Origin of the sequence: Roseovarius sp., from assembly GCF_965228755.1 — a bacterium.
GTDB lineage: Bacteria > Pseudomonadota > Alphaproteobacteria > Rhodobacterales > Rhodobacteraceae > Roseovarius.
Genome location: NZ_CBDDIG010000013.1, coordinates 759,421 through 784,907, shown reverse-complemented (window position 1 = coordinate 784,907; position 25,487 = coordinate 759,421). Strand labels below are relative to the sequence as shown.

At 67.6% G+C, this 25,487-nt stretch carries 25 protein-coding genes; 10 read left to right on the top strand and 15 right to left on the bottom strand.

All coding sequences use genetic code 11. The annotated features are described in order from the left end of the window. Positions 1 to 95: 95 nt before the first annotated feature. From mreC to ACO07J_RS22095, 5 genes are read left to right on the top strand one after another with little or no spacing between them, the layout of a single operon-like run. Positions 96 to 1,028, top strand: coding sequence for a rod shape-determining protein MreC (gene mreC, locus ACO07J_RS22115; protein WP_422033025.1), 933 nt, complete (start codon positions 96 to 98; stop codon positions 1,026 to 1,028). Next, positions 1,021 to 1,560 carry a rod shape-determining protein MreD gene (locus tag ACO07J_RS22110; protein ID WP_422033023.1) on the top strand — a complete coding sequence of 180 codons (540 nt, stop codon included), beginning with the start codon at positions 1,021 to 1,023 and terminating at the stop codon, positions 1,558 to 1,560. Before mreC ends, ACO07J_RS22110 begins: the two co-directional genes overlap by 8 nt. After that, positions 1,557 to 3,500 (top strand): penicillin-binding protein 2, encoded by a 1,944-nt coding sequence (gene mrdA, locus ACO07J_RS22105; RefSeq protein ID WP_422033021.1) that lies wholly within the window; start codon positions 1,557 to 1,559, stop codon positions 3,498 to 3,500. The genes ACO07J_RS22110 and mrdA overlap by 4 nt, the downstream gene beginning before the upstream one ends. After that, positions 3,497 to 4,636, top strand: coding sequence for a rod shape-determining protein RodA (gene rodA / locus ACO07J_RS22100; protein WP_422033019.1), 1,140 nt, complete (start codon positions 3,497 to 3,499; stop codon positions 4,634 to 4,636). Before mrdA ends, rodA begins: the two co-directional genes overlap by 4 nt. A gap of 3 nt (positions 4,637 to 4,639) precedes the next feature. Continuing rightward, the gene (locus ACO07J_RS22095; protein ID WP_422033017.1) at positions 4,640 to 5,572 is read left to right on the top strand and encodes a 2-hydroxyacid dehydrogenase; all 933 of its coding nucleotides are present in this window, start codon (positions 4,640 to 4,642) and stop codon (positions 5,570 to 5,572) included. 108 nt (positions 5,573 to 5,680) lie between these two features. Here ACO07J_RS22095 and ACO07J_RS22090 read toward each other — a convergent pair whose 3' ends face one another. From ACO07J_RS22090 to pncA, 4 genes are read right to left on the bottom strand one after another with little or no spacing between them, the layout of a single operon-like run. Next, positions 5,681 to 6,358 (bottom strand): SH3 domain-containing protein, encoded by a 678-nt coding sequence (locus ACO07J_RS22090; RefSeq protein ID WP_422033015.1) that lies wholly within the window; start codon positions 6,356 to 6,358, stop codon positions 5,681 to 5,683. A 56-nt stretch (positions 6,359 to 6,414) separates the two neighbouring features. Beyond that, positions 6,415 to 7,203, bottom strand: coding sequence for an SseB family protein (locus tag ACO07J_RS22085; RefSeq protein WP_422033013.1), 789 nt, complete (start codon positions 7,201 to 7,203; stop codon positions 6,415 to 6,417). Next, the gene (locus tag ACO07J_RS22080) at positions 7,196 to 7,783 is read right to left on the bottom strand and encodes a uracil-DNA glycosylase family protein (RefSeq protein WP_422033011.1); all 588 of its coding nucleotides are present in this window, start codon (positions 7,781 to 7,783) and stop codon (positions 7,196 to 7,198) included. The genes ACO07J_RS22085 and ACO07J_RS22080 overlap by 8 nt, the downstream gene beginning before the upstream one ends. After that, on the bottom strand, positions 7,784 to 8,380 hold the full coding sequence (gene pncA, locus ACO07J_RS22075) for a bifunctional nicotinamidase/pyrazinamidase (RefSeq protein ID WP_422033009.1): 597 nt from the start codon (positions 8,378 to 8,380) through the stop codon (positions 7,784 to 7,786). 131 nt (positions 8,381 to 8,511) lie between these two features. Here pncA and ACO07J_RS22070 point away from each other — a divergent pair, with 131 nt between their 5' ends. Further along, on the top strand, positions 8,512 to 9,060 hold the full coding sequence (locus ACO07J_RS22070; protein WP_422033007.1) for an NADPH-dependent FMN reductase: 549 nt from the start codon (positions 8,512 to 8,514) through the stop codon (positions 9,058 to 9,060). Positions 9,061 to 9,108: 48 nt separating this feature from the next. Then, positions 9,109 to 10,023, top strand: coding sequence for a rhodanese-related sulfurtransferase (locus tag ACO07J_RS22065; protein WP_422033005.1), 915 nt, complete (start codon positions 9,109 to 9,111; stop codon positions 10,021 to 10,023). A gap of 10 nt (positions 10,024 to 10,033) precedes the next feature. Here the strand turns inward: ACO07J_RS22065 and ACO07J_RS22060 are convergent, their stop codons facing one another. Further along, the gene (locus ACO07J_RS22060; protein ID WP_422033003.1) at positions 10,034 to 11,254 is read right to left on the bottom strand and encodes a CynX/NimT family MFS transporter; all 1,221 of its coding nucleotides are present in this window, start codon (positions 11,252 to 11,254) and stop codon (positions 10,034 to 10,036) included. Between the two features lie 115 nt (positions 11,255 to 11,369). Between ACO07J_RS22060 and ACO07J_RS22055 the strand changes: the two genes are divergently transcribed. Then, positions 11,370 to 12,326 (top strand): KpsF/GutQ family sugar-phosphate isomerase, encoded by a 957-nt coding sequence (locus ACO07J_RS22055; RefSeq protein WP_422033001.1) that lies wholly within the window; start codon positions 11,370 to 11,372, stop codon positions 12,324 to 12,326. Between the two features lie 448 nt (positions 12,327 to 12,774). On the opposite strand, the gene ACO07J_RS22050 is transcribed toward ACO07J_RS22055, so the two are convergent. The 4 genes from ACO07J_RS22050 to ACO07J_RS22035 form a co-directional block, all read right to left on the bottom strand. After that, on the bottom strand, positions 12,775 to 13,326 hold the full coding sequence (locus ACO07J_RS22050) for a class I SAM-dependent methyltransferase (protein WP_422032999.1): 552 nt from the start codon (positions 13,324 to 13,326) through the stop codon (positions 12,775 to 12,777). A 12-nt stretch (positions 13,327 to 13,338) separates the two neighbouring features. Further along, positions 13,339 to 14,289 carry a GDP-L-fucose synthase gene (gene fcl / locus ACO07J_RS22045; RefSeq protein WP_422032997.1) on the bottom strand — a complete coding sequence of 317 codons (951 nt, stop codon included), beginning with the start codon at positions 14,287 to 14,289 and terminating at the stop codon, positions 13,339 to 13,341. After that, positions 14,282 to 15,328, bottom strand: a complete 1,047-nt coding sequence (gene gmd / locus ACO07J_RS22040; RefSeq protein WP_422032995.1) for a GDP-mannose 4,6-dehydratase — start codon at positions 15,326 to 15,328, stop codon at positions 14,282 to 14,284. Before gmd ends, fcl begins: the two co-directional genes overlap by 8 nt. A 227-nt stretch (positions 15,329 to 15,555) precedes the next feature. Further along, positions 15,556 to 16,296: an SDR family oxidoreductase gene (locus tag ACO07J_RS22035; RefSeq protein WP_422032993.1), complete on the bottom strand. Its 741-nt coding sequence runs from the start codon at positions 16,294 to 16,296 to the stop codon at positions 15,556 to 15,558. Positions 16,297 to 16,417: 121 nt separating this feature from the next. Between ACO07J_RS22035 and ACO07J_RS22030 the strand changes: the two genes are divergently transcribed. Next, on the top strand, positions 16,418 to 17,038 hold the full coding sequence (locus ACO07J_RS22030; RefSeq protein WP_422032991.1) for a cysteine hydrolase family protein: 621 nt from the start codon (positions 16,418 to 16,420) through the stop codon (positions 17,036 to 17,038). A 238-nt stretch (positions 17,039 to 17,276) separates the two neighbouring features. Here ACO07J_RS22030 and ACO07J_RS22025 read toward each other — a convergent pair whose 3' ends face one another. The 6 genes from ACO07J_RS22025 to ACO07J_RS22000 form a co-directional block, all read right to left on the bottom strand. After that, positions 17,277 to 18,467, bottom strand: a complete 1,191-nt coding sequence (locus ACO07J_RS22025) for a winged helix-turn-helix domain-containing protein (protein ID WP_422032989.1) — start codon at positions 18,465 to 18,467, stop codon at positions 17,277 to 17,279. After that, entirely contained in the window at positions 18,464 to 19,249 is a 786-nt protein-coding gene (locus tag ACO07J_RS22020; protein ID WP_422032987.1) for a hypothetical protein, read from the bottom strand. The genes ACO07J_RS22025 and ACO07J_RS22020 overlap by 4 nt, the downstream gene beginning before the upstream one ends. 107 nt (positions 19,250 to 19,356) lie before the next feature. After that, on the bottom strand, positions 19,357 to 20,931 hold the full coding sequence (locus tag ACO07J_RS22015) for an ABC transporter ATP-binding protein (RefSeq protein WP_422032985.1): 1,575 nt from the start codon (positions 20,929 to 20,931) through the stop codon (positions 19,357 to 19,359). Further along, entirely contained in the window at positions 20,928 to 21,743 is an 816-nt protein-coding gene (locus ACO07J_RS22010; RefSeq protein WP_422032983.1) for an ABC transporter permease, read from the bottom strand. The genes ACO07J_RS22015 and ACO07J_RS22010 overlap by 4 nt, the downstream gene beginning before the upstream one ends. Next, positions 21,740 to 22,687, bottom strand: a complete 948-nt coding sequence (locus ACO07J_RS22005) for an ABC transporter permease (RefSeq protein ID WP_422032981.1) — start codon at positions 22,685 to 22,687, stop codon at positions 21,740 to 21,742. Before ACO07J_RS22005 ends, ACO07J_RS22010 begins: the two co-directional genes overlap by 4 nt. A 244-nt stretch (positions 22,688 to 22,931) precedes the next feature. Then, positions 22,932 to 24,407 (bottom strand): ABC transporter substrate-binding protein, encoded by a 1,476-nt coding sequence (locus ACO07J_RS22000; RefSeq protein ID WP_422032979.1) that lies wholly within the window; start codon positions 24,405 to 24,407, stop codon positions 22,932 to 22,934. Between the two features lie 164 nt (positions 24,408 to 24,571). Between ACO07J_RS22000 and panC the strand changes: the two genes are divergently transcribed. Beyond that, complete coding sequence (gene panC / locus ACO07J_RS21995) at positions 24,572 to 25,417, top strand: pantoate--beta-alanine ligase (RefSeq protein ID WP_422032977.1); 846 nt, start codon at positions 24,572 to 24,574, stop codon at positions 25,415 to 25,417. Positions 25,418 to 25,487 lie beyond the last annotated feature (70 nt).

Below are 25,487 nucleotides of genomic sequence, written 5' to 3'. Positions count from 1 at the left end.
CCATTGATGTTGAAGGCGGACCGGAGCCCATGCCGCAGCCCGGCTGACGTTCCGGCCTCTCCACGCCATCCACCTGTCTGACGAAGGGGCAGCCGTTGGCAAAGGACAGAAACCAGGACGGGGATTATTCCGGCCAGCTCAGGCGCCTTCTGGTGGGCGTCCTTCTGCTGTGCCTGCTCGGCCTGTTCCTGATCTGGCGCATCGACAGCCCCCGCATCGAACGCTTCCGTGCCCAGGTGATCGACCGGGTCGTGCCCAGCTTCGACTGGGCGATGGCGCCCGTTACCGGCGCGGTCAACATCATCCACGATTTCCAGAGCTACCAGCGCATCTACCAGCAGAACCAGGAACTCCGCCGCGAGCTCCAGCAGATGAAGGCCTGGAAAGAGGCCGCGCTCCAGCTCGAACAGGAAAACGCCCGCCTGCTCGACCTCAACAACGTCCAGCTCGACCCGCGCCTCACCTTCGTCACCGGCGTGGTGCTGGCGGACAGCGGCTCGCCCTTCCGGCAATCGGTGCTGATCAACGTGGGCGCCCGCGACGGCATCGTCGACGGCTGGGCGGCGATGGACGGGCTGGGCCTCGTCGGGCGCATCTCGGGCGTGGGCGACAACACCGCGCGGGTGATCCTGCTCACCGACACCTCCAGCCACATCCCCGTGACCATCGAACCCTCCGGCCAACAGGCGCTCGTGTCGGGCGACAACACCCCCTCCCCCACCGTCAGCTTCATCGAGGCGCCCGACCGTGTCCGCCCCGGCGACCGGCTGATCACCTCGGGCGATGGCGGGGTGTTCCCTGCCGGTCTGCACGTGGGCCAGCTCGCCAAGGATCCCGGCGGCCGCCTCCGCGTGCGCCTATCGGCCGATTACGAGCGGCTCGAGTTCCTCCGCGTCCTGCGCAACTGGCGTGACGATCGGATCGCCGACCCGGGCGGCCTCGTCACCCCCTTCGGCCCGATCCCCAACCCCGTCACGCCCGAGGCCGCCGCCACCGGCGGCATCGCGTCCGAGCCCGCCGATGGCTGAGCGCAGCCAGACATATCTCTGGGCCATGCGCGCCCTCTTCGTCGGCATCTGCACGCTCTTCGTCTTCCTGCGCCTGCTGCCGCTCGACACCCTGCCGCGCGGCTGGGCGGGGCCCGACTTCATCCTCGCCTTCACCCTGGCCTGGGGCCTGCGCCGGCCGGAATTCGTCCCGCCCCTGCTGGTGGCGGCGGTCTTCCTGCTCTGCGACCTGCTGTTCCACCGCCCGCCCGGCCTCTGGGCGGCGCTGGTGCTGATCGGCAGCCAGACGCTGCGCTCTCGCGCCCCCGACCTGCGCGACCTGACCTTCCCGGTCGAATGGGTCAGCGTCGCCACCACGCTGGTGGCGATGACGCTCGGCTACCGCCTGATCCTCGGCGTGATGATGGTCGACCAGGCCCCCCTCGGCCTCAGCCTGATGCAGATGGTCACCACCCTGATCGCCTATCCGATCGTGGTGCTGGTCTCGCAATCCCTGCTCGGCGTGCGCAAGGTCGCCCCGGGCGAGCTCGACGCGATGAGGCCCGGCTCATGAGGCGCCCGACCCGCGACACCGCCGAAAGCTTCCGCAGGATCACCCGCCGCGGCCTGATCCTCGGCGGCGGCATGACCGGCCTCGTCGGCGCCCTGGCGCTCCGGATGCGCTACCTCCAGGTCGAGCAGGCCGACCAGTTCCGCCTGCTCGCCGACGAGAACCGCATCAACATCCGGCTGATCCCGCCCACCCGCGGCCGCATCTTCGACCGCAACGGCAACACCGTGGCGGAAAACGTGCCCAGCTACCGCATCACCATGGTGCGCGAGGAGGCGGGCGACGTCGAAGACGTGATCGCCCGGCTCGCCAAGCTCGTCGAGCTCGACCCCGAGGAGCTCGAACGCGCCCGCCGCGACCTCGAACGCCTGCGCGGCGACACGCCCGTCACCATCGCCGACCGCGTCAGCTGGGAAGACATCAGCCGCGTCGCCGTCAACACCCCGGCCCTGCCCGGCATCACCCCCGACGTCGGCCTCTCGCGCCGCTACCCCCATGGCGAGGCCTATGCCCACGTGGTGGGCTATGTCGGCCCGGTCAGCGACCGCGATCTCGAACGGATGGACGCCCCCGACGCGCTGCTGCTGATCCCCCGCTTCCAGATCGGCAAGATCGGGCTCGAGGCCAAGCGCGAGGAACTGCTCCGCGGCGAGGCCGGCACCAAGCGGGTCGAGGTCAACGCCGCCGGCCGCGTAATGCGCGAACTCGAACGGCAGGAAGGCACCTCCGGCACCGATATCCAGATCACCATCGACAACGCGCTGCAGACCTACGCCCACGCCCGGCTGTCCAAGGAAAGCGCGGCGGCGGTGGTGATCGACTGCGCAACGGGCGACCTGCTGGCCTGCGCCTCGACCCCCAGTTACGACCCCAACCTCTTCGTGCGCGGCATCTCGGTCGCCAATTACCAGGCCCTGCTGGAAAACGAGTACCGGCCCCTGCCCAACAAGGCGGTACAGGGCATCTACCCGCCCGGCTCGACCTTCAAGATGGTGGTGGCGCTGGCCGCGCTCGAGGCCGGAGAGCTGGACCTCACCGAAACCGTCTACTGCCCCGGCCATCTCGAGGTCAGCAACCGCCGCTTCCACTGCTGGAAGCGCGCCGGCCACGGCAATGTCGACCTGCACCGCTCGCTGCGGGAAAGCTGCGACGTGTTCTATTACGACATGGCCCTGCGCGTCGGCATCGAGAAGATCTCCGAGATGGCCCGCAAGCTGGGCATCGGCATCGAACACGACCTGCCGCTCACCTCGGTCGCCGCTGGCCTCGCTCCCACCAAGGAATGGAAGCTGATCAACCGCGATGCCGAATGGGTGATCGGCGACAGCGTCAACGCCTCCATCGGGCAGGGCTTCGTGCTGGCCTCGCCGCTGCAGCTGGCGCTGATGTCGGCCCGCATCGCCACCGGGCGCGAGGTGAAACCGCGCATCATCAAGTCGATCGACGGCATCGAACAGCCCTCGGGCGTCGGCCCCTCGCTCGGCATCAACGAGAACAGCCTGCGCGAGGTGCGCAAGGCGATGTTCGCCGTCTCCAACGACCGGCGCGGCACGGCCTATTCCAGCCGCATCATCGAGGATGCCTTCCGCATGGCCGGCAAGACCGGCACCAGCCAGGTGCGCAACATCTCCTCGGGCGAGCGCGCCTCCGGCGTGCGCCGCAACGAGGACCTGCCCTGGCGCCAGCGCGACCACGCGCTCTTCGTCGACTACGCGCCTTTCGACAACCCCAGGGTCGCGGTCGCGGTGGTGGTCGAACATGGCGGCGGCGGCTCGGCGGTGGCGGCCCCCATCGCCCGCGACATCACCCTGCAGGCACTCTACGGCGGCGACCCGCCGCTCTCGGCCTACCCCTCGAAGGACCGCGGCCGCATCCAGACCCAGCAGGAGGAACTGCGCCAGTACCGCCCCGGCCCGACAGTGGACGAGAGCGACCGCGCATGAGCTATCTCGAGTACACGGTCAAGACCACGCCGGCGGGCATCCGCAAGGTGCTCTACTTCAACTGGGGCCTCGCCATCCTGCTGACGGCGGTGGCGGGCATCGGCTTCCTGATGCTCTACTCGGTCGCCGGCGGCTCGTTCAATCCCTGGGCCGAACCGCAGATGAAACGCTACGCGCTCGGCTTCGTGGCGATGTTCTTCATCGGCATGGTGCCGGTCTGGTTCTGGCGCAACATGTCGGTACTGGCCTATCTCGGCTCGGTCATCCTGCTGGTGGCGGTGGAACTGGTGGGCACCGAGGGCAAGGGCGCCCAGCGCTGGATCGACCTCGGCGTCATGCGCCTGCAACCCTCCGAGCTGATGAAGGTCACGCTGATCATGGTGCTCGCGGCCTATTACGACTGGCTGCCCCTGTCGCGCCTGTCGCGCCCGCTCTGGGTGATCTTCCCGGTTATCCTGATCATCGTGCCGGTGGCGCTGGTGCTGCGCCAGCCCGACCTCGGCACCTCGATCCTGCTGATCATGGGCGGCGGCGCGCTGATGTTCCTCGCCGGCGTCCACTGGGCCTATTTCGCCGTGGTGATCGCCGCCATCGGCGGGCTGATCACGGCCGTCTTCCGCAGCCGCGGCACCGACTGGCAGATGCTGGCCGACTACCAGTACCGCCGCATCGACACCTTCCTCGACCCGGCCTCCGACCCGCTCGGCGCGGGCTACCACATCACCCAGTCGAAGATCGCCCTGGGCTCCGGCGGCTGGACGGGCCGCGGCTTCATGCAGGGCACCCAGTCGCGGCTGAACTTCCTGCCCGAGAAACACACCGACTTCATCTTCACCACGCTCGCCGAGGAATTCGGCTTCGTCGGCGCGGTCTCGCTGCTGGTGCTCTACGCGCTGATCATCGTGTTCTGCATCTCCTCGGCCATGACCAACCGCGACCGCTTCGCCGCGCTGCTGACCTACGGCATCGCGATCACCTTCTTCCTGTTCTTCGCGGTCAACATGTCGATGGTGATGGGCCTCGCCCCCGTCGTCGGCGTGCCCCTCCCGCTGGTCAGCTACGGCGGCTCGGCCATGCTGATCCTGATGCTGGGCTTCGGCCTCGTGCAAAGCGCCCATATCCACAGACCAAGGTAATCCATGACCCTCAACGTCCTCTTCGCGGCCCGCCCCGAGCGGTGGGAAACCTACGAACCCATCCTCAAGTCCGAATTCGCCCGGCAGGGCCTCGACGTGGCGCTGTCCACCGATCACGCGCCTGAAACCGTCGACTACATCATCTACGCCCCCAACGGCCCGGTGCAGGATTTCACCGCCTATACCCGCTGCAAGGCGGTGATGAACCTCTGGGCCGGGGTCGAACAGATCGTCGGCAACGACACCCTGACCCAGCCGCTCACCCGCATGGTCGAGGAAGGGCTCACAAACGGCATGGCCGAATGGGTCACCGGCCATACCATGCGCCACCATCTCGAAATGGATATCGACCTCGCGCGCAAGCCGGGCGACTGGTCACAGCACACACCCCCGCTGGCCCACGAACGACCCGTCACCGTCCTCGGCCTCGGCCAGTTGGGCCAGGCGGCGGGCCGGATGCTCGCCGGCATCGGCTTTCCCGTCACCGGCTGGAGCCGCACGCAGAAGGACGTGGACGGCATCACCTGCCTCTCCGGCGATGACGGGCTTCTCGGGGCGCTGAAAACGGCCGAGATCCTCGTTCTCCTGCTGCCCGACACGCCGGCCACCGAGAACATCATCAACCCCGAAACCCTGGCCCTCCTGCCCAAGGGCGCGGTCATCCTCAACCCCGGGCGCGGTCCCCTGATCGACGACGACGCCCTCCTCGCCGCGCTCGACCTCGGCCATATCGCCCACGCCACGCTCGACGTCTTCCGCACCGAACCCCTGCCCGAGGATCACCCCTACTGGCACCACCCCAAGGTCACCGTCACCCCCCACATCGCCGCCGATACCCGCCCCGCCACGGCAGCCCGCGTGGTGGCCGAGAACATCCGGCGAGGGGAAGCGGGCGAGCCGTTCCTGTATCTCGTCGACCGCGACCAGGGGTACTAGGTAGAAAGGTGGGGATTGAGGGGCCAGCCCCGTCGCCATTGGACTTGACCAATGGCGCAACAATCCGGCCTCCCCGGGATATTTTCGGCCAGAAGAAGCAGGGGCCGCTCAATCCCCCGCGATGAAGGTCACCATCTTCCACTCACCGTCCCGTTTCTCGAAAAACGCCCGGTAATCCACCAGCGCCCGCAAATACTCGCTGTGCACGAACCCCGTCGACCCGTCCCCGCGCGCGACTTCGACATAGGGCGTACCGCTGACCCAGTCGAGATGGCGCACCACCTCGTGGTCGAGCCACGCCGTCACCTCGCCATAGCGGATCGGCCGGTCGCGCATCGCCACGCCGGTGCCGGTCACGAACATCACCTCGAACGGGTCCATCCCGTCGGGCGGCTGGAACGCCCAGGTATAGGGCGCCTCGAACCGCCCCTCGCCGTCGAACACGCCCCCCATCCGCAGCACCGTCTCCAGGTCGGCCCAGTTGCGCTGCCGCAGCGCCGGCGCCTCGTGCCGCTGGCCCTCGGGAAAGGTCTGCGGATCCACCGTCAGGAACTCCCGCAGCGCCGCGTGGCCCGAGGCGCCGCCGAAGCTCAGCCGGATATCCTCCGACGCCATCGCCACGATCGCGTCGATATCCCGCGCGACCACCGCCTCGATCAGCCGCGCGCGATAGGCGGCGAAGCTTTCGTCCTGGTCCGCCTCGTCCACCGGCGGCAGGGTCAGCGCCTGCGCCACCACGGATACCGGCAGGGCCAGCAGCAGAAGAGTGAAGAAAATCCGTATCATGCGGGATTTATCGCCCCACCCGCCGCGCCGGTCAATCGCCCTGTGGCGCCGCGCGCCTATTTCAGCCGGGGCGGCTTCGCCGGATCCATCCCCGGCGCCGCGCCCGGCACTGCCGCTGCCTCCGCCTCCGGCAGGTCGAACCGCAGCCCGACCCGCGCCAGCCGCGCCGCCGCCGCGTCCTCGGCCCGGAAGAACGCCACGTCCAGCGCCGCCGCCTCCAGCCCCGAGAACTGCAACAGGTCCGACACCGCCCGCGCCAGCGCCCCCTCGGCCCCCGGCACCGCGTCGATCACGCCCAGCATGTGCCCCTCGGCCCCGCTCTCGTACTCCACGCCGACAAGATAGGCGCTCGCCGCCAGCCCCGCCGCGCTCGCCAGCCGCGCATCGAGCGCGGTCAGCAACCGCTCGGGCAAGCCACCCGGCGCGGTAAACGCCCGCACCTTCGTCTCCACCTCGCGCGGGCCCTGCCCCAGCGTCCCGGCCAGCCACGCCACCGCCTCGGCCGGCAACAGCATCGCCGACGGCGCCACGTCGAGGTTCAGCCCCAGCCCCAGCCCCGCCGGCGCCAGCATCTCCGCCACGGCCCGGCCCGACAATGCCGCATAGGGCGCCTCGCCCCCGGCGAACTGCGCCAGCCGGTCCTCGCCATCGAAGACCAGCACGAAAGCCTGCCCCTCCACGTCGAAGGTCCGGGGCGTCACCCGCTCCCCCTCCGCCTCGCGCTCCAGCAGCAAAAACAGTTCCGACGCCGCCAACTGCCCGTAGAAATCCAGCCGCGCACCCTCATCCTCCGGCGCCGCTTCCATCGCCGCATGCGCCGCGTCGAGCCGTGTCGCCTCAGCCATCCATCACCTCTCTCACCCTCGCCCGCAGCGCCGGCAACACCTCCGCCTCGAACCACGGGTTCTTCCGCAGCCACGCGGTATTCCGCCACGACGGGTGCGGCAGCGGGAACACCTCCGGCGCCCAGTCACGCCACGCCCGCACCGTCTCCGTCACCCCGGTCTTCACGCCAAGGTGATACTTGTGCGCATACCCCCCCACAAGCACGCGCAGCCGCACGGTGGCCAGCTCCTGCATCACCCGGTCATGCCATGTCTGCCCGCACACCTTCGGCGGTGGCAGGTCCGAGCCCTTCGCATCGTATCCCGGGAAACAGAAGGCCATCGGCACCATCGCCACCCGCGCGGTATCGTAGAATTCATGGCTTGACAGCCCCAGCCAGTCTCGCAGCCGGTCGCCCGACGGGTCGTCGAACGGCTTGCCCGACTGGTGCACCCTTGCCCCCGGCGCCTGCCCCGCGATCAGCATCCGCGCCCCGGGCCGGAACCACACCACCGGGCGCGGTTCGTGCCCCGTGGCCGTCTCGGCAAACCGCTGGGCACAGATCCGGCAGGCCGCGATCTCGCGCTCGAGCCCGGCCATTCAGACCACCTTGACGCCCGCGCCCTTCATCCCCTCCAGCGCGGCAGACAGCGAGCCGTCAAGGTCGATCCCCCGGCACAGCTCCGTCAGAACCGTCACGTCATAGCCCAGCTTCGCCGCATCCACCGCCGAGAAGTTCACGCAGAAATCCGTGGCCAGCCCCACCATGGTCAGTTGCTCGATCCCCCGCGTCTGCAGATAGCCATGCAGCCCCGTGGGCGTCTCGTGATCGTTCTCGAAGAAGGCCGAGTAGCTGTCGATCGACGGGTTGAACCCCTTGCGCACGATCATATCTGCACTGTCGGTGTCGAGATCCTCGTGAAACGCCGCCCCGTCGCTGCCCTGGATGCAATGATCGGGCCACAGGACCTGCGTGCCATAGGACATCTCGACCGTCTCGAACGGCGCCTTGTCCTTGTAGCTCGACGCGAAGGAGGAATGCCCCGCCGGGTGCCAGTCCTGCGTCAGGATCACCGCCGGAAACTCGTCGATCAGCGCGTTGATCCCCGGCACGATCTCGTCGCCCCCTTCCACCGCCAGCGCACCGCCGGGACAGAAATCATACTGCATGTCGATCACGATCAGCGCTTCGGTCATCGGGCCATCCTCCGTTTCCCAAAGACCTAAGCGGGCCCGCGTCCCCCGTCAACGCCGCCACGTCCCGGTGAACTTTCCGCGCCGCGGCGCGTTACCGTACCAAACCCGCTACAGGACAAAGGACGCCCCCCATGGCCAACGCCCTCACCTTCGCCGTGATCAGCGGCTCGCTGCGCGCCGAAAGCTTCTCGACCAAGATCGCCGACAGCCTGCCCGAACTGGTGCCCGACGACGTCACCCTCGTCCCCCAGGACATCCACGACATCCCCCTCTACAACGAGGACCTCAAGGTCGATGGCAGCTCCCCCGCACAGGTGCAGGACCTCGCCCAGGCCATCGAGGGCGCCGACGCCGTGGTCATCTCCTCGCCCGAATACAACCGCGGCACCTCGGGCGTGCTGAAGAACGTGATCGACTGGATGTCGAAGGAGCCCAACACCCCCTTCGCCGGCAAACCCGTCCTGATCATCACCCAGTCGCCCAGCGCCACCGGCGGGCTGGTCGCGCAATACGACCTGCGCAAGGCCCTTTCGGTCATCGAGGCCGAGATCGTGCCGGGCTTCGAGATCGCGGTCAGCAAGTCGAACGACAAGATCGAGGACGGCAAGCTCACCCATGACGACACCAGGGAATTCATCGCCGACAACCTCTCCCGCCTCGCCAACCGCATCCGCGGCTGACCGCGCGCCCCTTGCCCGACCACGGGCAAGGGGCTAGAGGATCGGCCCATGTACACCATCGCCGCCCTCTACCACTTCACCCACTTCCCCGACCCGGCCGCCATCCAGGCGCCGCTGTTGGCCTTGTGCGAGCGGGAAAAGATCTCCGGCTCCCTCCTGCTGGCCCACGAAGGCATCAACGGCACCATCGCCGGCCCCCGCGCCGGCATTGACGCGGTGCTCGCCCATATCCGCGCCCTGCCCGGCTGTGCCGATCTGGAATGGAAGGAAAGCACCAGCGATCACCAGCCCTTCCGCCGCCTCAAGGTCCGGCTGAAGAAGGAGATCGTCACCATGGGCCAGCCGGATGTCGACCCGCAGGCCCGCGTCGGCCATTACGTCGACCCGCAGGACTGGAACGATCTGATCCAATCCCCCGACGTCGCCGTGATCGACACGCGCAACGACTACGAGGTCGCCATCGGCACGTTCGACGGCGCCATCGACCCGAAAACCGCCAGCTTCCGAGACTTCCCCGCCTGGTGGGAGGCCAACAAGCACCGTTTCCACAACAAGCGCATCGCCATGTTCTGCACCGGCGGCATCCGCTGCGAGAAGTCCACCAACTACCTGCTCGGCCAGGGCGTGGAAGACGTCTACCACCTCAAGGGCGGCATCCTGAAATACCTTGAGGAAGTGCCCGAGGATCAATCCACCTGGAACGGCGACTGCTTCGTCTTCGACAACCGCGTCTCCGTCGGCCACGGGCTCAAGGAAGGCCCGCACCAGCTCTGCTTCGCCTGCCGCCGCCCGATCCTGCCCTCCGACAAGGACCGACCCGAATACGAGCACGGCGTCTCCTGCCACCAGTGCTTCTCGGAAACCACGGAAGACGACAAGCAACGCTTCCGCGAACGCCAGAAACAGATGGCCCTGGCCGAGGCCCGCGGCGAGAAACACATCCGCATCGTCCACGAAGACTGACGCGCGCCGGTCAGGCCGCGACGGCCACCGCCTTCCGCGGCCGCGTCCGCAGCAGGATCAGCACCATGATCCCCATGTTCAGGAAGTTCCACAGGATCCCGTTCACGAACGCCATCTGGTAGCTGCCGGTCACGTCATAGATCCAGCCCGACATCCACCCGCCCAGCGCCATGCCCATGATCGTCGCCATGATCACGAACCCCACGCGCCGCCCGGCCTCGACGCTCGGCATGTATTCCCGCACCACCAGCGCATAGCTCGGCACGATCCCGCCCTGTGACAGGCCGAATACGGCACTGACCACGAACAACGAGGTCAGCCCACCCGTCGGCAAATACAGAAACAGCGCCAGGCATTGCAGCGACGACCCGATCAACAGCGTCCTCACCCCGCCCAGCCAGTCGGCCACGAACCCGAACACCAGCCGCGACGCCGCCCCGCCCAACAGCATCAGCGCCAGCATCTGCCCGCCCACCGCCGGGCCATAACCCAGGTCGGTGCACAGGCTCACGATATGCACCTGCGGCATCGACATCGCCACGCAGCACCCGATCCCCGCCAGCCCCAGCATCAGCATCAGCGTCCGGGGCGAGAACCCCGCCGCCTTCGCCCGCAGGCTGGAAATCGCGTCCGACCGTGCCGTCGCCTCCAGCGGTACCCGCCGCCGCAACAGGAACGACAGCGGCACCATCGTCACCACCGTGATCACCGCCAGCCACACGTAAACCGCGCGCCACCCGTCCGCCTCCAGCACGCCGGCCAGCATCAGCGGCCACACCGCGCCGGAGAGGTAATTCCCGCAGGCCGTGATCGCCACCGCGATCCCCCGCCGCTTCAAAAACCACATCGACACATCCGTCATCAGCGGCCCGAAACTGGCCCCCGTGCCGAACCCGATCACAAGCTGCAACCCCGCCAGCAAAAGCACCGACGGGCTGATCGCGGCCAGCCCCATGCCGCCCGCGATAATAGCCGCCGACAGGCTCAGCGCCGCGGTCACCCCGAACCGGTCGATGATCCGCCCCACCGCGAAATTGCCGACCGCATAGCCGATCATCGTCATCGTGTAGGGGAAAGACGCCTCGCCCCGGTCGATCCCGAACTCCGCCTGGATCGCCGGCATGACCATCACGATCACCCAGATGCCCACGTTCCCCACCGTCGCGATCAGAAGCGAGATGGCAAGGCGGAACCACGAATACCGGCTGTCGAGAACATCAGGGCCTGTCATGGCCGCGACGTTAGTCGCGCGCCCGGCGATGCGCCAGAGCGAAAACCGCGGGGCTTGGCCTTCCCGCGGCGGCACGGTATGGCTGCGCCATCCGCAACGCTCCGGAGCCGGCCATATGACCTCTCCCCGCCCCACCGACATCGCCCGCGACGTGCTCGAGATCGAGGGCGCGGCGCTCGCCCGCCTGCGCGACGAGATGCCCGACAGCTTCGACACCGTGGCCGAGCTGCTCCTGAACGTGCCCGGCCGGGTGATCGTCTCGGGCATGGGCAAGTCGGGCCATATCGCCGCCAAGATCGCCGCCACCATGGCCAGCACCGGCACGCCCGCCCAGTACGTCCACCCGGGCGAGGCCAGCCATGGCGACATGGGCATGATCACCAGCGCCGACGCGGTGATCCTGATCTCCAACTCCGGCGAAACCCGTGAACTGGCCGACATCATCGGCCACACCCGCCGCTTCGCCATCCCGATGATCGCCATCACCAAGAAACCCGACAGCACGCTCGGGCGTCAGGCCGACCACGTCCTCCCCCTCCCCGACGCGCCCGAGGCCTGCGCCATCGGCATGGCCCCCACCACCTCCACGACCTGCACGCTGGCCCTGGGCGACGCCCTCGCCGTCGCACTCATGCGCCTGCGCGGCTTCGACAAGGACAGCTACCTCGCCTACCACCCCGGCGGTACGCTGGGCGCGCAGCTCCTGCTGGTCTCGGCGGTCATGCACAAGGGCGACGAACTGCCCGTCGTGGCCGAGGACACGCCGATGGGCGAGGCACTGGTCGAGATGACCCGCAAAAGCTTCGGCGTCGCCGCCGTGGTCTCCGACGGCCGCCTCACCGGCATCATCACCGACGGCGACCTCCGCCGGAACATGGACGGCCTGATGACCCGCACGGCGGGCGAAGTCGCCACGAAATCCCCCCTTGTCACCGCCCCCGACGCCCTGCTCGTCGAGGCGCTCGGCGTCATGAACGCCAACAAGCGCACCGTGCTGCTGGTGACCGATGCGGAAAACCACCTCGTCGGGCTGGTCCACATCCACGACGCGCTCCGCGCCGGGGTGGCGTAGGCCAGAGCCCGAGCCCTACCCGCCCAGAGGCCTCTCCATCCTGACACACGCCCGGAATCAAGCCGCGCCCTAGCGCGGCGCCGGGCGAGCGCCGGCCCGTCCCCACGGGCAGGCGCTTTGGCGGTGTAGCATAACGTTCATAGGAATGATGTACTTGGCACCATAAAGCGCGAGCCATATCCGTTGCAGCGCCTCCCCACGGGCCGGCGCTCGCCCGGCGGGACAGATGGCAAACCCCGCAGCCAAATCGTAGGGTGGGTGAAACCCACCTCCCCCAACACCCGCACCGACGCAATACCGACAAAATACCGACGTTATACCGACGTTGCATTTCCCCGGAAATCAGCCCGGCACCATATGCCCCCGTCCCGGCCCCTCGCACCACCAACGACCCCGGATCAAGTCCGGGGCGGGCACGTTCAATATCTCCGTTTGGTGGCCGAAGCCCCTACTTCACCGCCTCGATATTCAACGACACGAGAACCCCGTTCTCCTTGTCCATATGCGGCAGATAGGCCTGCGAATAATCGTCCATGTGCGAATGCTCGGTCTCCCGCCAATCCCACAACCGCGTCTCGGAAAACCCGACCTCCTTCAAGGCCTCCGCCAACGACGCCTCGTCGAAAATCATCCCGTGGAAATCATACTCGTCCCGCTGCCCGCCGGTCACCAACCCGCGCACATCCTCGATCCCCCGCGGCAGCCGCCCCGACATGTAAAGCCTTGCCGCCGCACCGAAATCCGGCACCGCCAACCGCAGCACTCCGCCGGGCGCCAGCACCCGGCACCACTCGGCCAGCGCATCCTTGTAGGTCCGCCGCCCGAAATGCTCCAGCACGTGACAGGCATAGATCAGCTTCGCCGACCCGTCCGGAATGAACGACAGATCCTCGACCCGCCCGACATGATCCACATGGTCATAGTCCAGCGCATCCACGTGAAACCAGCCCGGCAGATGCTTGACGCCGCAACCAAGGTGGATCTTGTCATATTGTCCCATCGGGCCTCTCCTTCACGCGGTCGCGCGCATCTCTTCGAATTCCCTGACACACCGCGCGATCCCCTCATCAAGGGAAATCCCGGGCCGCCACCCCATCCCGTGCAAACGGCTGCTATCCATCAGCTTCCGCGGCGTCCCGTCCGGCTTCGACGTGTCCTGCACGATCCGGCCTTTATATCCCGCCGCCGCGGCAATCGTCTCGCCAAGCTGCCGAATGGTAATCTCCTGCCCCGACCCGACATTCACATGCTCATGCCCCGAGTAATGCTGCATCAGGAACACCAGCGCATCTGCAAGGTCATCGGCATGCATGAACTCGCGGAGCGGGCTGCCCGTGCCCCACATCACCACTTCCTCGCGCCCTTCGTCCCGTGCCTCGACCATCTTGCGGATCAGCGCCGGCAGAACATGGCTGGTCTCGAGATCGTAATTGTCGCCCGTGCCATAGAGGTTCGTCGGCATCGCCGAGATGAAATCCGCCCCGTGCTGCTTGCGATATGCCTGGCACAGCTTGATCCCGGCGATCTTGGCAATCGCGTACCACTCGTTCGTCGGCTCCAGCGGCCCGGTCAGCAGCGCATCCTCCCGCATCGGCTGTTCGGCCAGCTTGGGATAAATACAGCTCGATCCGAGAAACATCAGCTTTTCGACACCCGACCGGTGCGAAGCGTGGATAACATTGGCCTCGATCATCAGGTTTTCGTAAAGGAAGTCTGCCGGATACGAGTCATTGGCCAGGATGCCGCCCACCTTCGCGGCGGCCACGAACACCGCATCCGGCCTGTTCTCCGCGATCCATGCTTCCGCCTCCGCCTGCCGCGTCAGGTCGGCATCCTGGCGCCCGGCGGTCAGCACCGTGCAGTCCTCCCGCTCCAGCCGGCGGCAGATCGCCTGCCCCACCATGCCCCGGTGCCCGGCGACATAGACCCGCTTGCCGGCAAGCGCATAGACCGGCTCAGCCATTCCGCTTGGCCTCCTCAAGGTCACTCTCGACCATCTCCCGCACCAGCTCGTCAAAGCTCGTCTCGGGGGTCCAGCCCAGCTCCTGCCGCGCCTTCGAGGCATCGCCCAGAAGCGTCTCCACCTCCGCCGGGCGGAAATACTGCGGATCGACCCGCACGATCACCCGGCCGCTCTCGTCCCGGCCCACCTCGTCGACACCCTCGCCCTCGAAGGTGATCGTCATGCCCAGAACCTCCGCCGCGCGCGCCACGAATTCCCGCACCGAGTACTGCTCGCCCGTGGCGATCACGTAATCCTCGGGCTTGTCCTGCTGCAGCATCAGCCACATCATCTTGACGTAATCCCGCGCATGGCCCCAGTCGCGCTTGGCATCCATGTTGCCCAGCCGCAACTCCTGCTGCGTGCCCAGCTTGATCCTTGCCAGCGCCCGGGTGATCTTGCGGGTGACGAAGGTCTCGCCGCGCAGCGGGCTCTCGTGGTTGAAGAGTGTGCCATTGCAGGCATACAGCCCGTAAGCCTCGCGATAATTCACCGTGATCCAGTAAGCATAGAGCTTGGCCACGGCATAAGGCGAGCGCGGGTGGAACGGCGTCGTCTCCCGCTGCGGCACCTCCTGCACGAGGCCGTAAAGCTCCGAGGTCGACGCCTGGTAAAACCGCGTCTTCTCCCCCAGCCCCAGGAACCGGATCGCCTCCAACAGCCGCAGCGCGCCCAGCGCGTCGGAATTGGCGGTGTATTCCGGCTCCTCGAAGGACACGGCGACGTGGCTCTGCGCCGCGAGGTTATACACCTCGTCGGGCTTCACCTTCTGCAGGATATGCGTCAGCGACGAGCTGTCGGTCATGTCGCCGTGATGCAGCACGAAGCGGCCCTCGCGCCCCGGCGCTCCCTCGATCAGGTGGTCGATCCGGGCGGTGTTGAACAGCGACGTGCGCCGCTTGATGCCGTGGACGGCATAGCCCTTGTCCAGCAGGAACTCGGCCAGGTAGGCGCCGTCCTGCCCGGTGATGCCGGTGATGAGTGCTGTCTTCTGGCTCATGTCAGTCTCGCCTTGGCTTCGGGGTTCACCCGATAAAGGCTTCCCGCCCGGTTGAAAAGGGGGTTGGGCGGGGAGGGGGTGGTGGCGCGCGGCGTTGTCTGTCCACGGTTGAACATATGCGCCTGCGCGGAATCAAGGCCGCAGGCCGCCGCGCATCAAGACACCACCCGTCCCGGCCACTGGGCCCGGACCACTTCGCCAGCGTCACCTCCGGCCAATCACCAACCTCAGATACACCGCCCCCCGTCCACTTCCATGCACACCCCCGTCACCATCGCCGCCTCGTCCGAGCACAGGTAGCAGGCCGCGTTGCCCATATCCTCCGCCGTCGAAAACCGGCCCAGCGGAATGGTCGACAGGAACTTCGCCCGCATCTCCGGCGTATCCTCGCCAAGGAACGAGGCCAGCAGCGGCGTCTCGCCCGCCACCGGGTTCAGCGCGTTCACCCGGATCCCGTCCGGGGCCAGCTCCACCGCCATGGTCTTCGTCGCCGTGTTCATCCACCCCTTCGAGGCGTTGTACCAGTTCAGCTTCGGCCGCGGGCTCACCCCGGCGGTCGAGGCGATGTTCAGCACCACCCCCGAGCCACGTTCCTTCATCCCCGGCACGAAGGCCCGCGCCGTCAGGTAGACCGATTTGCAGTTCACCGCGAAAACCCGGTCGAAATCCTCTTCCGTGACATACTCCATGCCCTGCGGCAAATGGGTGATCCCGGCATTGTTCACGATGATATCCGGCACGCCGAAGGTCTTCCCGGCGGCCAGCGCCATGCCCTGCACGCTGCCCCCGTCCGACACGTCGACCGTGCAGGCATAGCATCCCAGCGCCTCGGCCAGCGCCGCCGCCTTCTCGCCGTTGATATCGGCGATCATCACCTCCGCCCCCTCGGCCAGGAACTTCCGCACGATCCCCTCGCCGAATCCGCTCGCCCCGCCGGTGACGATGGCCGTCTTTCCTTCAAGCCGCATGCCGCACTCCTCCGCATCTGCCGGTTTGACGCTCTTGCTAACGCCTTTGTCGCGGCTGTACCAGAATCCCGACGCCCCGGATGCTCGACTGCACCGGCAACATGAATGAAAGGAACACCCCATGATCCGCCAGTTCGGCCCCGAAACCGGCCTTCTCCTCATCGACGTCCAGACAGGCGTCAACGTGCTCGAACACTGGGGCGGGCCGACGGGGCGCCGCAACAACCCCGGCGCCGAGGCCGAGATGGCCCGCCTGCTGGCAGCCTGGCGCGAACAGGGCCTCCCGGTGATCTACACCCAGCACGACAGCCGCGAGGCCGCCTCGCCCCTCAAGCTCTCCCTGCCCACCGGCGCGATGATCGACGGGTTCGAGCCCGCCCCGGGCGAGATCGTCATCCGCAAGGACGTGAACTCCGCCTTCATCGGCACCGATATCGAGCTCCGCATGCGCCAGCACGGTATCACCCGGCTGGTGATCATCGGCTTCTTCACCAATTTCTGCGTCGAAACCTCGACCCGGATGGCGGGCAACATGGGCTACGACACCTACCTCGTGCCGGATGCCTGCGCCACCACCAACCGCGTCGGCCCGGACGGCACGGATCACGACCCGGAAACGGTGCACGCCCTCTCGGTGGCCTCGCTTCACGGCGAGTTCTGCACGGCCTTGACGACGGATCAGGCGCTGGCCCTGACCAAGGCCGATGCGCCCGATCTGGAGCGTGTGCAAGGCAACGAGTAAGACCCCTTCCGCGGAATCAAGGCGAGCCAAAGGCTCGCCGCCGCGGATCGGCGGGCCGCCCCGACGGCACGGCGATTTGGCATTCGAAATGCCACGCAAAAAGGTCAGGGGTACTTGACAGACATAAACTGCCCCTCACCACCGTTGGTTCGCCGCACCGCGGCCCACCGATCCGCGGCCCTGCACCGTCACCCGTCCCGGGCCTGACCCGGGACCTCGCGCCTCACCAAACCCCGGCTCAAGGCCGTGGCGCGCCCGCCCCATCGCCCGGCCGCGCCACGTCCCAGTGAATATCCCTGATCCCCGCCAGCCGCGCGAACCTGACCAGCTCCGCCTCCAGCTTTTCCACCCTCGCCGGCCCCCACTTGACGCCGCGCTCCGGCCAGAACCCGGTCACCCGCAGCCAGCCAGCCGCCCGGTCCGCCTTCACCTCGCAGCGGCCCACGAACCGGTCGCCCTCCAGCAGCGGATAGACGTAATAGCCCCACAGCCGCTTCTCCTTCGGCACGAACATCTCGTTGCGGTACGCGAACCCGAACAGCCGTTCCACCCGCACCCGGTCCCTGATCGCCGGGTCGAACGGGTTCAGTATCCTCAGCCGGCTCGTCGGCGCCGGGGCATCCGCCAGCCGCGCCTCGACATCCGGCGCACCCCATGCACTCCGCCACGCCCCGTCGGCCCCCTGCACCTCAACCGGCACCGGCTGTCTCGACCCGGCCCAGCCTTGCGCCTCGCCCGCCTCCATCGCCGCCCAGAACCGCTGCACCTCGCCCGTCGTGCCCACGCTCAGCCGGTCGAGCGCGGCATCGCACAGCCACAGCGCGCTCTCCGCCTCCCCCGGCCCTTCGCGCAGATGCGCCGGGAACACCCGCTCGCCCAAATCATAGAACTTCACGAAATTCTCGCGGTGACAGGTCGCCAGCTCCCCGGCATACCACATCTGGTCGAGCGCCTTCTTGTGCGGCGGGCGGGCCCACATCTCGCGGCTTTCCGCCTTGGTCTCGAACGCATGGGTCGACAGCGCCCCCTCCGCCGCGATCCGTGCGCGGATGCCGGCGATCTGCTCCTGCCCCAGCCCCGACTGGAACCAGTCATGCCGCGCCGCCCGCTCGCCCAGCCGCCGGAACTGGCGCTGCCACATCGGCAGCACGTCCATCGGGATAAGCGAGGCATCGTGGGTGAAATGCTCGAAGATCTCCCGCTGCCGCAGCAGCGGCCACAGCATCTTCTCGCGGTAATTCTGGTTCCGGCTCCACAGGATGTGATGATGCGCCCGCGTCACGTTGCGGATGGTGTCGATCTGGACAAAACCCAGCGCCCGGATCATCCCCATCACGTCCACCGGCCCCACCGGCGTACCCGACAAGCCGTTCGTCCACAGCCAGAGCCGCCGCGCGTCGCGGTTGGCGATGCGAAGCGGCGCGCTCACGGGGCGCTCATGAAAATCAGCGCGTCGCGCTGGACCTGCCCTTCCAGCCGCATCACCGCGTCATACATAAGCCGCCCGATCACGCAGGCCCGCCGGTCATCCGCCCGCCGCAGGTCGCGCATCGCCTCGATGATCGACTCGGGCCGCGGCGTGCCCGCCACCAGCACGTCCATCTCCCGGTCGAGCGCGGCGCGCACCCGGTCGAACTGCGCCCGCGACAGCCGCACGGCCCGCCGGCTCGCCCCAAGCCGCGCGGCGCGAAGCTGGATCGCGTAATACTCCTTCAGCGCCGGCGCGTTCAGCCGCGCCGCCACCCGGCTCATCGTGTCCGAATGCGCCTGTGCCGACAGGTCGTTGCGGATGATCCGCCCGCACTGCGCCACCGGCAGCGCGTCGATCATCGTCTCCTCGACCTTGTAATAGTACCGAAGCTTCCGCGTCGGCAGATGCCCCAGCCCCCGATCGATCAGCGGCCAGATCAGTCCCTGCGCCTGCCCGGGCCGGCCGGGGTTGGCATAGGCCATCATCACCTGTTCGGCGATATGCCCGGCAATCACCGGATCGGTATAGAACGCCCGGTTCTGCGCCACCGCCAGCTCCAGGTTCTCGCCCCGAAAGCCCAGCGCACGCATGTCCTCGCGCACCGGCGCGATATCGGGAATCTGCGCCAGCAGCGCCATGATATCCTGCTTGGTCACGACGACGACATCCTCCTCCGGCGCGGCAATCGCGGCGGCGGGCAGGACGGTCAGGCAAAGGCACAGGGCGATGATCAGGCGCAAGGCGGTCTCCGGTGTCGGGGGGCGGGGGTCGAGGGACAGGGGTCGGTCTTCGGTGTTCGGGAAACGAGGGCTCACGGCCCAGTTGTAGGCGAGGCGGAGGCGGTTGGCTATGCCGACCTCGGCAGTTTCGGCACCGCCGCGATCAACTGCCGGGTATAGGCATGCCGCGGGCGGGCGAAGACCTCCTCCGTCGCCCCCTGCTCGACGATCCGTCCCGCCTGCATCACCAGCACCCGGTCGGTCACGTTGCGCACCACCGACAGGTCATGGCTGATGAACAGGTAGGTCAGCCCCAGCCGGTCCGACAACCCCGCCAAAAGGTCGAGGATCTGCGCCCGCACCTGCACGTCCAGCGCGCTCACCGCCTCGTCGAGGATGATCAGCTCCGGCCGGATGATCAGCGCCCGGGCAATGGCGATCCTCTGCCGCTGCCCGCCGCTGAACTCGTGAACGTATTTCTCGGCATCTCCCGCCGTCAGCCCCACGCTCTCCAGCGCCTCGGCCACCGCCGCCGCCCGCGCCTCACCCGTCGGCGCCTCGTCCAACAGGTGGAACGGCTCCGCCACCAGCCGGCCCACCCGGTGGCGCGGGTTGAAACTGCCATAAGGGTCCTGGAACACCACCTGCATCCGCCGCCGCACGGCCCGGTTGGGCTTGTGCCCCACGAAAACCGGCTGCCCGTCCAGCCGGATCGTGCCACCCTGCACCTCCTCCAGCCCCAGGATCGCCCGCGTCAGCGTCGACTTCCCGCAGCCCGATTCGCCCACCAGGCCAAGGTTCTCCCCCCGCCGCACGTCGAAACTCACCCCGTCCACCGCCCGGAAAACGCCCGGCTTGCCCAGCCAGCCCTGCCGCGGGGTGTCATACTCCCGCACCACGTCCCGCACCTCCAGCAACGGCGCCTCGCCGGCCTGCCCTTCGCGCGCCGGCACATGGTCCGACGCCTCCAGCAGCCTCAGGGAGTACGGATGGCTCAGCGCCCCGAACCGCCCCTCCTCCATCACCTTGCCCTGCCGCATGATCACGATCCGGTTCGCCATCCCCGCCACGACCCCAAGGTCATGCGAGATCAGCATCAGCCCCATCCCGTCCTCCTGCACCAGCCGCTTCAACAGCCGCAGAACTTCCGCCTGCGTGGTGACATCCAGCGCCGTCGTCGGCTCGTCGGCAATCAGCAGCTTCGGCCGCAGCGCAATCGCCATGGCGATCCCCACCCGCTGCCTCTGCCCGCCCGACAGCTCGTGCGGATAGCGCCCCAGCGGAAAGCGGTCCTGCGGCAGCTCCACCCGCGCCAGCGCCTCCGCCGCCCGGGCCATCGCCTCGGCCCGGCCCACCCGCTCGTGGATCAACACCGTCTCCGCCACCTGGTCGCCGATGGTCTGCAACGGGTTCAGCGCCGTCATCGGCTCCTGGAACACCATCCCCACCTCGTTACCCCTGACCCGGCAGAGCGCCCGTTCCTTCAGCGTCAGCACGTCGCGCCCCGCCAGCAGGATCCGGCCCGAACACCGCGCCCCCTGCGGCAGCAACTGCATCACGCTCAGCGCGGTCATCGACTTGCCACTCCCCGACTCGCCGATCACCCCCACGATCTCGCCCGCGCCGACCGAGAACGACACGTCCTCCAGCACCGACACCCGGCCGATGCGCAACCCCAGCCTCTCGATCTCCAGCAGGCTCATTGCCGCGCCCTCCGAAGCCGCGGGTCCAGCAGGTCACGCAAACCGTCCCCCATCAGGTTCAGCCCCAGCACCGTCAGCAAAATCGCCAACCCCGGAAACAGCGCCATATGCGGCGCGAAGGAAATCATCGTCTGGCTGTCGGCGAGCATCCTGCCCCAGCTCGGCACCGGCGGCTGCGCCCCGAGGCCGACGTAAGACAGCCCCGCCTCCGCCAAAATCCCCAAGCTGAACTGGATCGTCCCCTGCACGATCAGCAGGTTGGCGACATTGGGCAGGATATGCTCCCACGAAATCCGCACCGCCCCCTTCCCAGCCACCCGAGCCGCCAGCACGTATTCCCGCGTCCACAGGCTCATCGCCGCGCCCCGCACAAGGCGTGCGAAAACGGGAATGTTGAAGATGCCAATGGCGATGATCGCATTCACGGCGCTCGGCCCGAACACCGCCGTGATCATGATCGCGATCAGCAGGCTCGGAAACGCGAAAATCAAATCGTTTCCCCGGCTGATCACCTCGTCCAGCCACGACCCCCGCCGTGCCGCCGCCGCCAGCCCCAGCGGCACGCCCAGCCCCATGCCGATCCCCACCGCCACCAGCGCCACGGCGATCGAGGTCCGCGCCCCCACCATGATCATCGACAGGATATCCCGCCCGAAATGATCCGTGCCCAAGGGATGCGCGGCAGAAGGCGCCTGTATCTTGTTGGCGATATCCAGCGCCTCGATGTCATAGGGCACCCACAGGAAGGACAGCACCGCCGCCCCGGCAAACACCGCCGACAGGCAGGCCCCGAAAATGAGTGCCCCCCTCATCGCCGCCCCCTGAGGCGCGGATCGACCCAGGCATAGGTCAGGTCCACCACGAAATTCACCATCACCACGGCGAAAACCAGGAACATCACCACCGATTCCACCACGATCAGGTCGCGCGAGCTGATCGCCTGGAACACCAGCCGCCCCAGCCCGGGCAGGAAGAACACGTTCTCGATGATGATGACGCCGGCCAGCAGGAAGGAAAACTGCAACCCGATGATCGTCAGCACCGGGATCATCGCGTTCCGAAGCGCGTGCCGCCTCAACGCCTGCCCCCGTGTCAGCCCCTTGGCCCGCGCCGTCCGGATGAAATCCTCCCCCAGCGTGTCCAGCAAGGCCGAGCGCATCACCCGCGCCAGGATACTCGCCTGCGGCAGCGCCAGCGCGATGGCCGGCAGGGTCAGGCTCTTCATCCCCGCCAGCAGCCCGTTCTCCCACCCGGCAAACCCGCCGGCGCTGAACCAGCGCAGGTTGATCGCAAAGACCAGCACCATCAGCATCGCGAACCAGAAATTCGGGATCGCCACGCCAAGCTGCGTCACCCCCATCACCCCCCAGTCGACGGGCGAGCCACGCCTCGACGCCGCCCAGATCCCCGCCGGAAAGGCAATCAGCGTCGACAGCACCAGCGCATAAAGCGCCAGCGGCAGGCTCACCCACAACCGGTCGCCAATCATCTCCGCCACCGGCGTCCGATAGGTGTAGGAGGTCCCGAAATCCCCCTGCACCATGCCACCCACCCAGCTCAGGTATCTTTCCACCCGCGACTGATCGAGCCCCAGCTCGGCGCGCAAGGCCGCCAGCGTATCCTCCTGCGCGTTGATCCCCAGCATGTAGGCCGCCGGATCCCCCGGCACGACTTCCAGCGCCAGGAAGATGACCACCGACGCCACCAGAAGCGAGACCGCAAGCGACACCACCCGCCGCCCCACATAGCGCAGCATCACGCCACCCCCGGCTTCTTCTTGGCCAACGGGCTCCGCCCGTTCAGGGGCAAAACTCTCCACCGGAGAGTTTCCGGGAGGCCCCTGAACTCCCCGCCGGAGGCGTCGGAATTTTCCAAAATTCCGACCCGGAAAATTCCCATTTTCCGCCGCCCCCCGCACCGGACCGCAAACCGGTTGCGGCGGCGGTCACCCGCCACCGCCCGCGCCGCGGAATTTTCAAGAATTCCGGGCACCCTGCCGGTCAGTCTTCCCAATAGACCCCCGTCAGGTCCGTGGCCTGCGTCGGCGCATCCTTCCACAGCCCCTTGATCTTGGCATTGGCCACCGTCGGCGTCGCCAGCTGGAAGAGGTAGCCGTTCACGTAATCCTCCGCGATCTTCCGCTGCATCTTCTCCAGCAGCGCGGTGCGCTTCGCCGGGTCCGCCTCGCCGCCCAGCTCGGTGTTCATCTCCTGGAACCCGGCATCGTCATACTGGAAATAGTAATCCGGCCGCGCATAGATCCCGATATCGAAGGGCTCGGTATGGCTCACGATGGTCAGCCCGAAATCCTTGCCGTTGAACACCTGCTCCAGCCACTGCGCCCATTCGAGGTTCGAGATTTCCGCCTCGATCCCCACGGCCCGAAGCTGCGCCGCGATGATCTCGCCCCCGCGCCGCGCATAGGAGGGCGGCGGCAGCTTCAGCGTGGTGGTGAACCCGTCCGCGTACCCCGCCTCGGCCAGCAATGCCTTGGCCTTCTCCGGGTCGTATTGCGACATCTCCGTCAGGTCGACGTAATCCGGGTTATGCGGCGCGAAATGCGTGCCGATCGGCGTGCCGAGGCCGAACATCGCCCCGTCGATGATCGCCTGCCGATCGATCGCATGCGCAATCGCCTCGCGCACCTTCACGTCGTCGAACGGCGCCATCTTGTTGTTGGTCGACAGGATCGTCTCCCCCTCGGTCGAGCCCACCAGCACCTGGAACCGCGCATCCGCCTCGAACTGCGGCAGGTTCTCGGGCGCCGGGAACCCCGGAAACGCATGCACGTCCTCCGCCATCACCGCGGCAAAGGCCGCCGTCGGGTCCGAGATGAACTTGAACGTCACCCGGTCCAGCTTCGCGGGCTCCCCCCAGTAATCGGGGTTCTTCACCAACGTGATCCGGTCGCCCTGCACCCAGTCGTCGAAGACGAAGGCGCCGGTGCCCACCGGCTCCTGCGCGATCTCGGTGATGCTCTCGGGCGCCACGATCACCGCGTCGCCCCAGGCCATGTTGAACAGGAAGCTTCCGTCCGGCGCCTTGAGCGTGACCTTGACGGTCAGGTCATCCACCGCCTCGACGCTCTCGATCCCCTCGAACAGCGCCTTCTGCGCGTTCTGGCTGTCCTCATCGCGCGCGCGATCGAGGCTGAACTTCACGTCGCCGGCATCGAGCGCCGAGCCGTCATGGAACGTCACCCCCTCGTGCAGCTTGAACGTATAGGTCAGCCCGTCCTCGGAAATCTCCCAGCTCTCGGCCAGGCCCGGATTCACCGAGCCATCCGGCCCGAACCGGGTCAACCCTTCGAAAACATTGGCATAAAGCACCTGGTCGATGGCCCCGGCCGCGGCGCTTGTCGGGTCGAGATGCGGCGGCTCGAGGTTCAGCCCGACAACGATGTCGCTCTTCGCCTGCGCGGCCCCCGCCGCCATCACCATCGCGCCCGCCAGCGCGGCCATACGGAACGTCTTCATCCTTCCATCACTCCTGTGCCCTCGTGGATTCCCCACCCTGTGGGCGAAGTCTCTCCGGAAACCGCCCCGCAATCAACCTCAAGCCGCGCGCGAAGCGGTGGATTCCCCTCCGCACTGCGGATAGAACCCGCTCCGACGCCCGCAAATCATCCGAAGGCCCGCCGATGACCCCGCCCCCGATCCTCCGCCGCCTCGCCGACCTGCGCGTCCTGACCCGCACCTGGCACGACGCGCACGAGACCATCGGCGTCGTGCCCACCATGGGGGCGCTGCATGACGGGCACCTCTCGCTGGTCCAGGCGGCCAAGGACCGCTGCGACCGGGTGATCGTCACGATCTTCGTCAACCCCAGGCAGTTCAACAATCCCGACGATCTCGCCAACTACCCCCGCACCGAAGTGGAAGACGCCCGCAAGCTCGCCCGCCTCGAGATCGACGCGCTCTACGTGCCCGACCCCGACCAGGTCTACCCCGACGGCTTCGCCACCACCGTCTCGGTCTCGGGCCTCACCGACGTGATGGACGGCATCCTGCGCCCCGGCCATTTCGACGGCGTCGCCACGGTCTGCACCAAGCTCTTCACCCAGACCACGGCGACCGATGCCTTCTTCGGCGAAAAGGACTTCCAGCAATTGCAGGTCGTCACCCGCCTCGCCCGCGACCTCGACCTGCAGATCACCATCCACGGCTGCCCGACGATCCGCGACATCGACGGGCTGGCGCTCTCCTCCCGCAACCTGCTGCTCTCGGACCGTGCCCGCACCCTCGCCCCGCGCCTTTTCGAGGAAATGGAAACCGTGGCCCGGGGCCTCGCCGAGGGCCGGCCCTTCGGCCCGCTCCAGCGCACCGCCATCGACCGGCTGGAAAAGACCGGCTTCACCCAGGTCGAATATCTCGACCTCCGCGCCGCCGACGACCTGCACCTGCTCGACGCCCCCACGCGCCCCGCCCGCCTCTTCGCCGCCGCCTGGCTCGCCGGCGTCCGCCTGATCGACAACATCGCGGTCTAGGCGCCGCCCGCCCCTTCACTGTTCTTCAAATACTCAACTGCGCCACGGTGAGTATTTCCGGAACAATGAA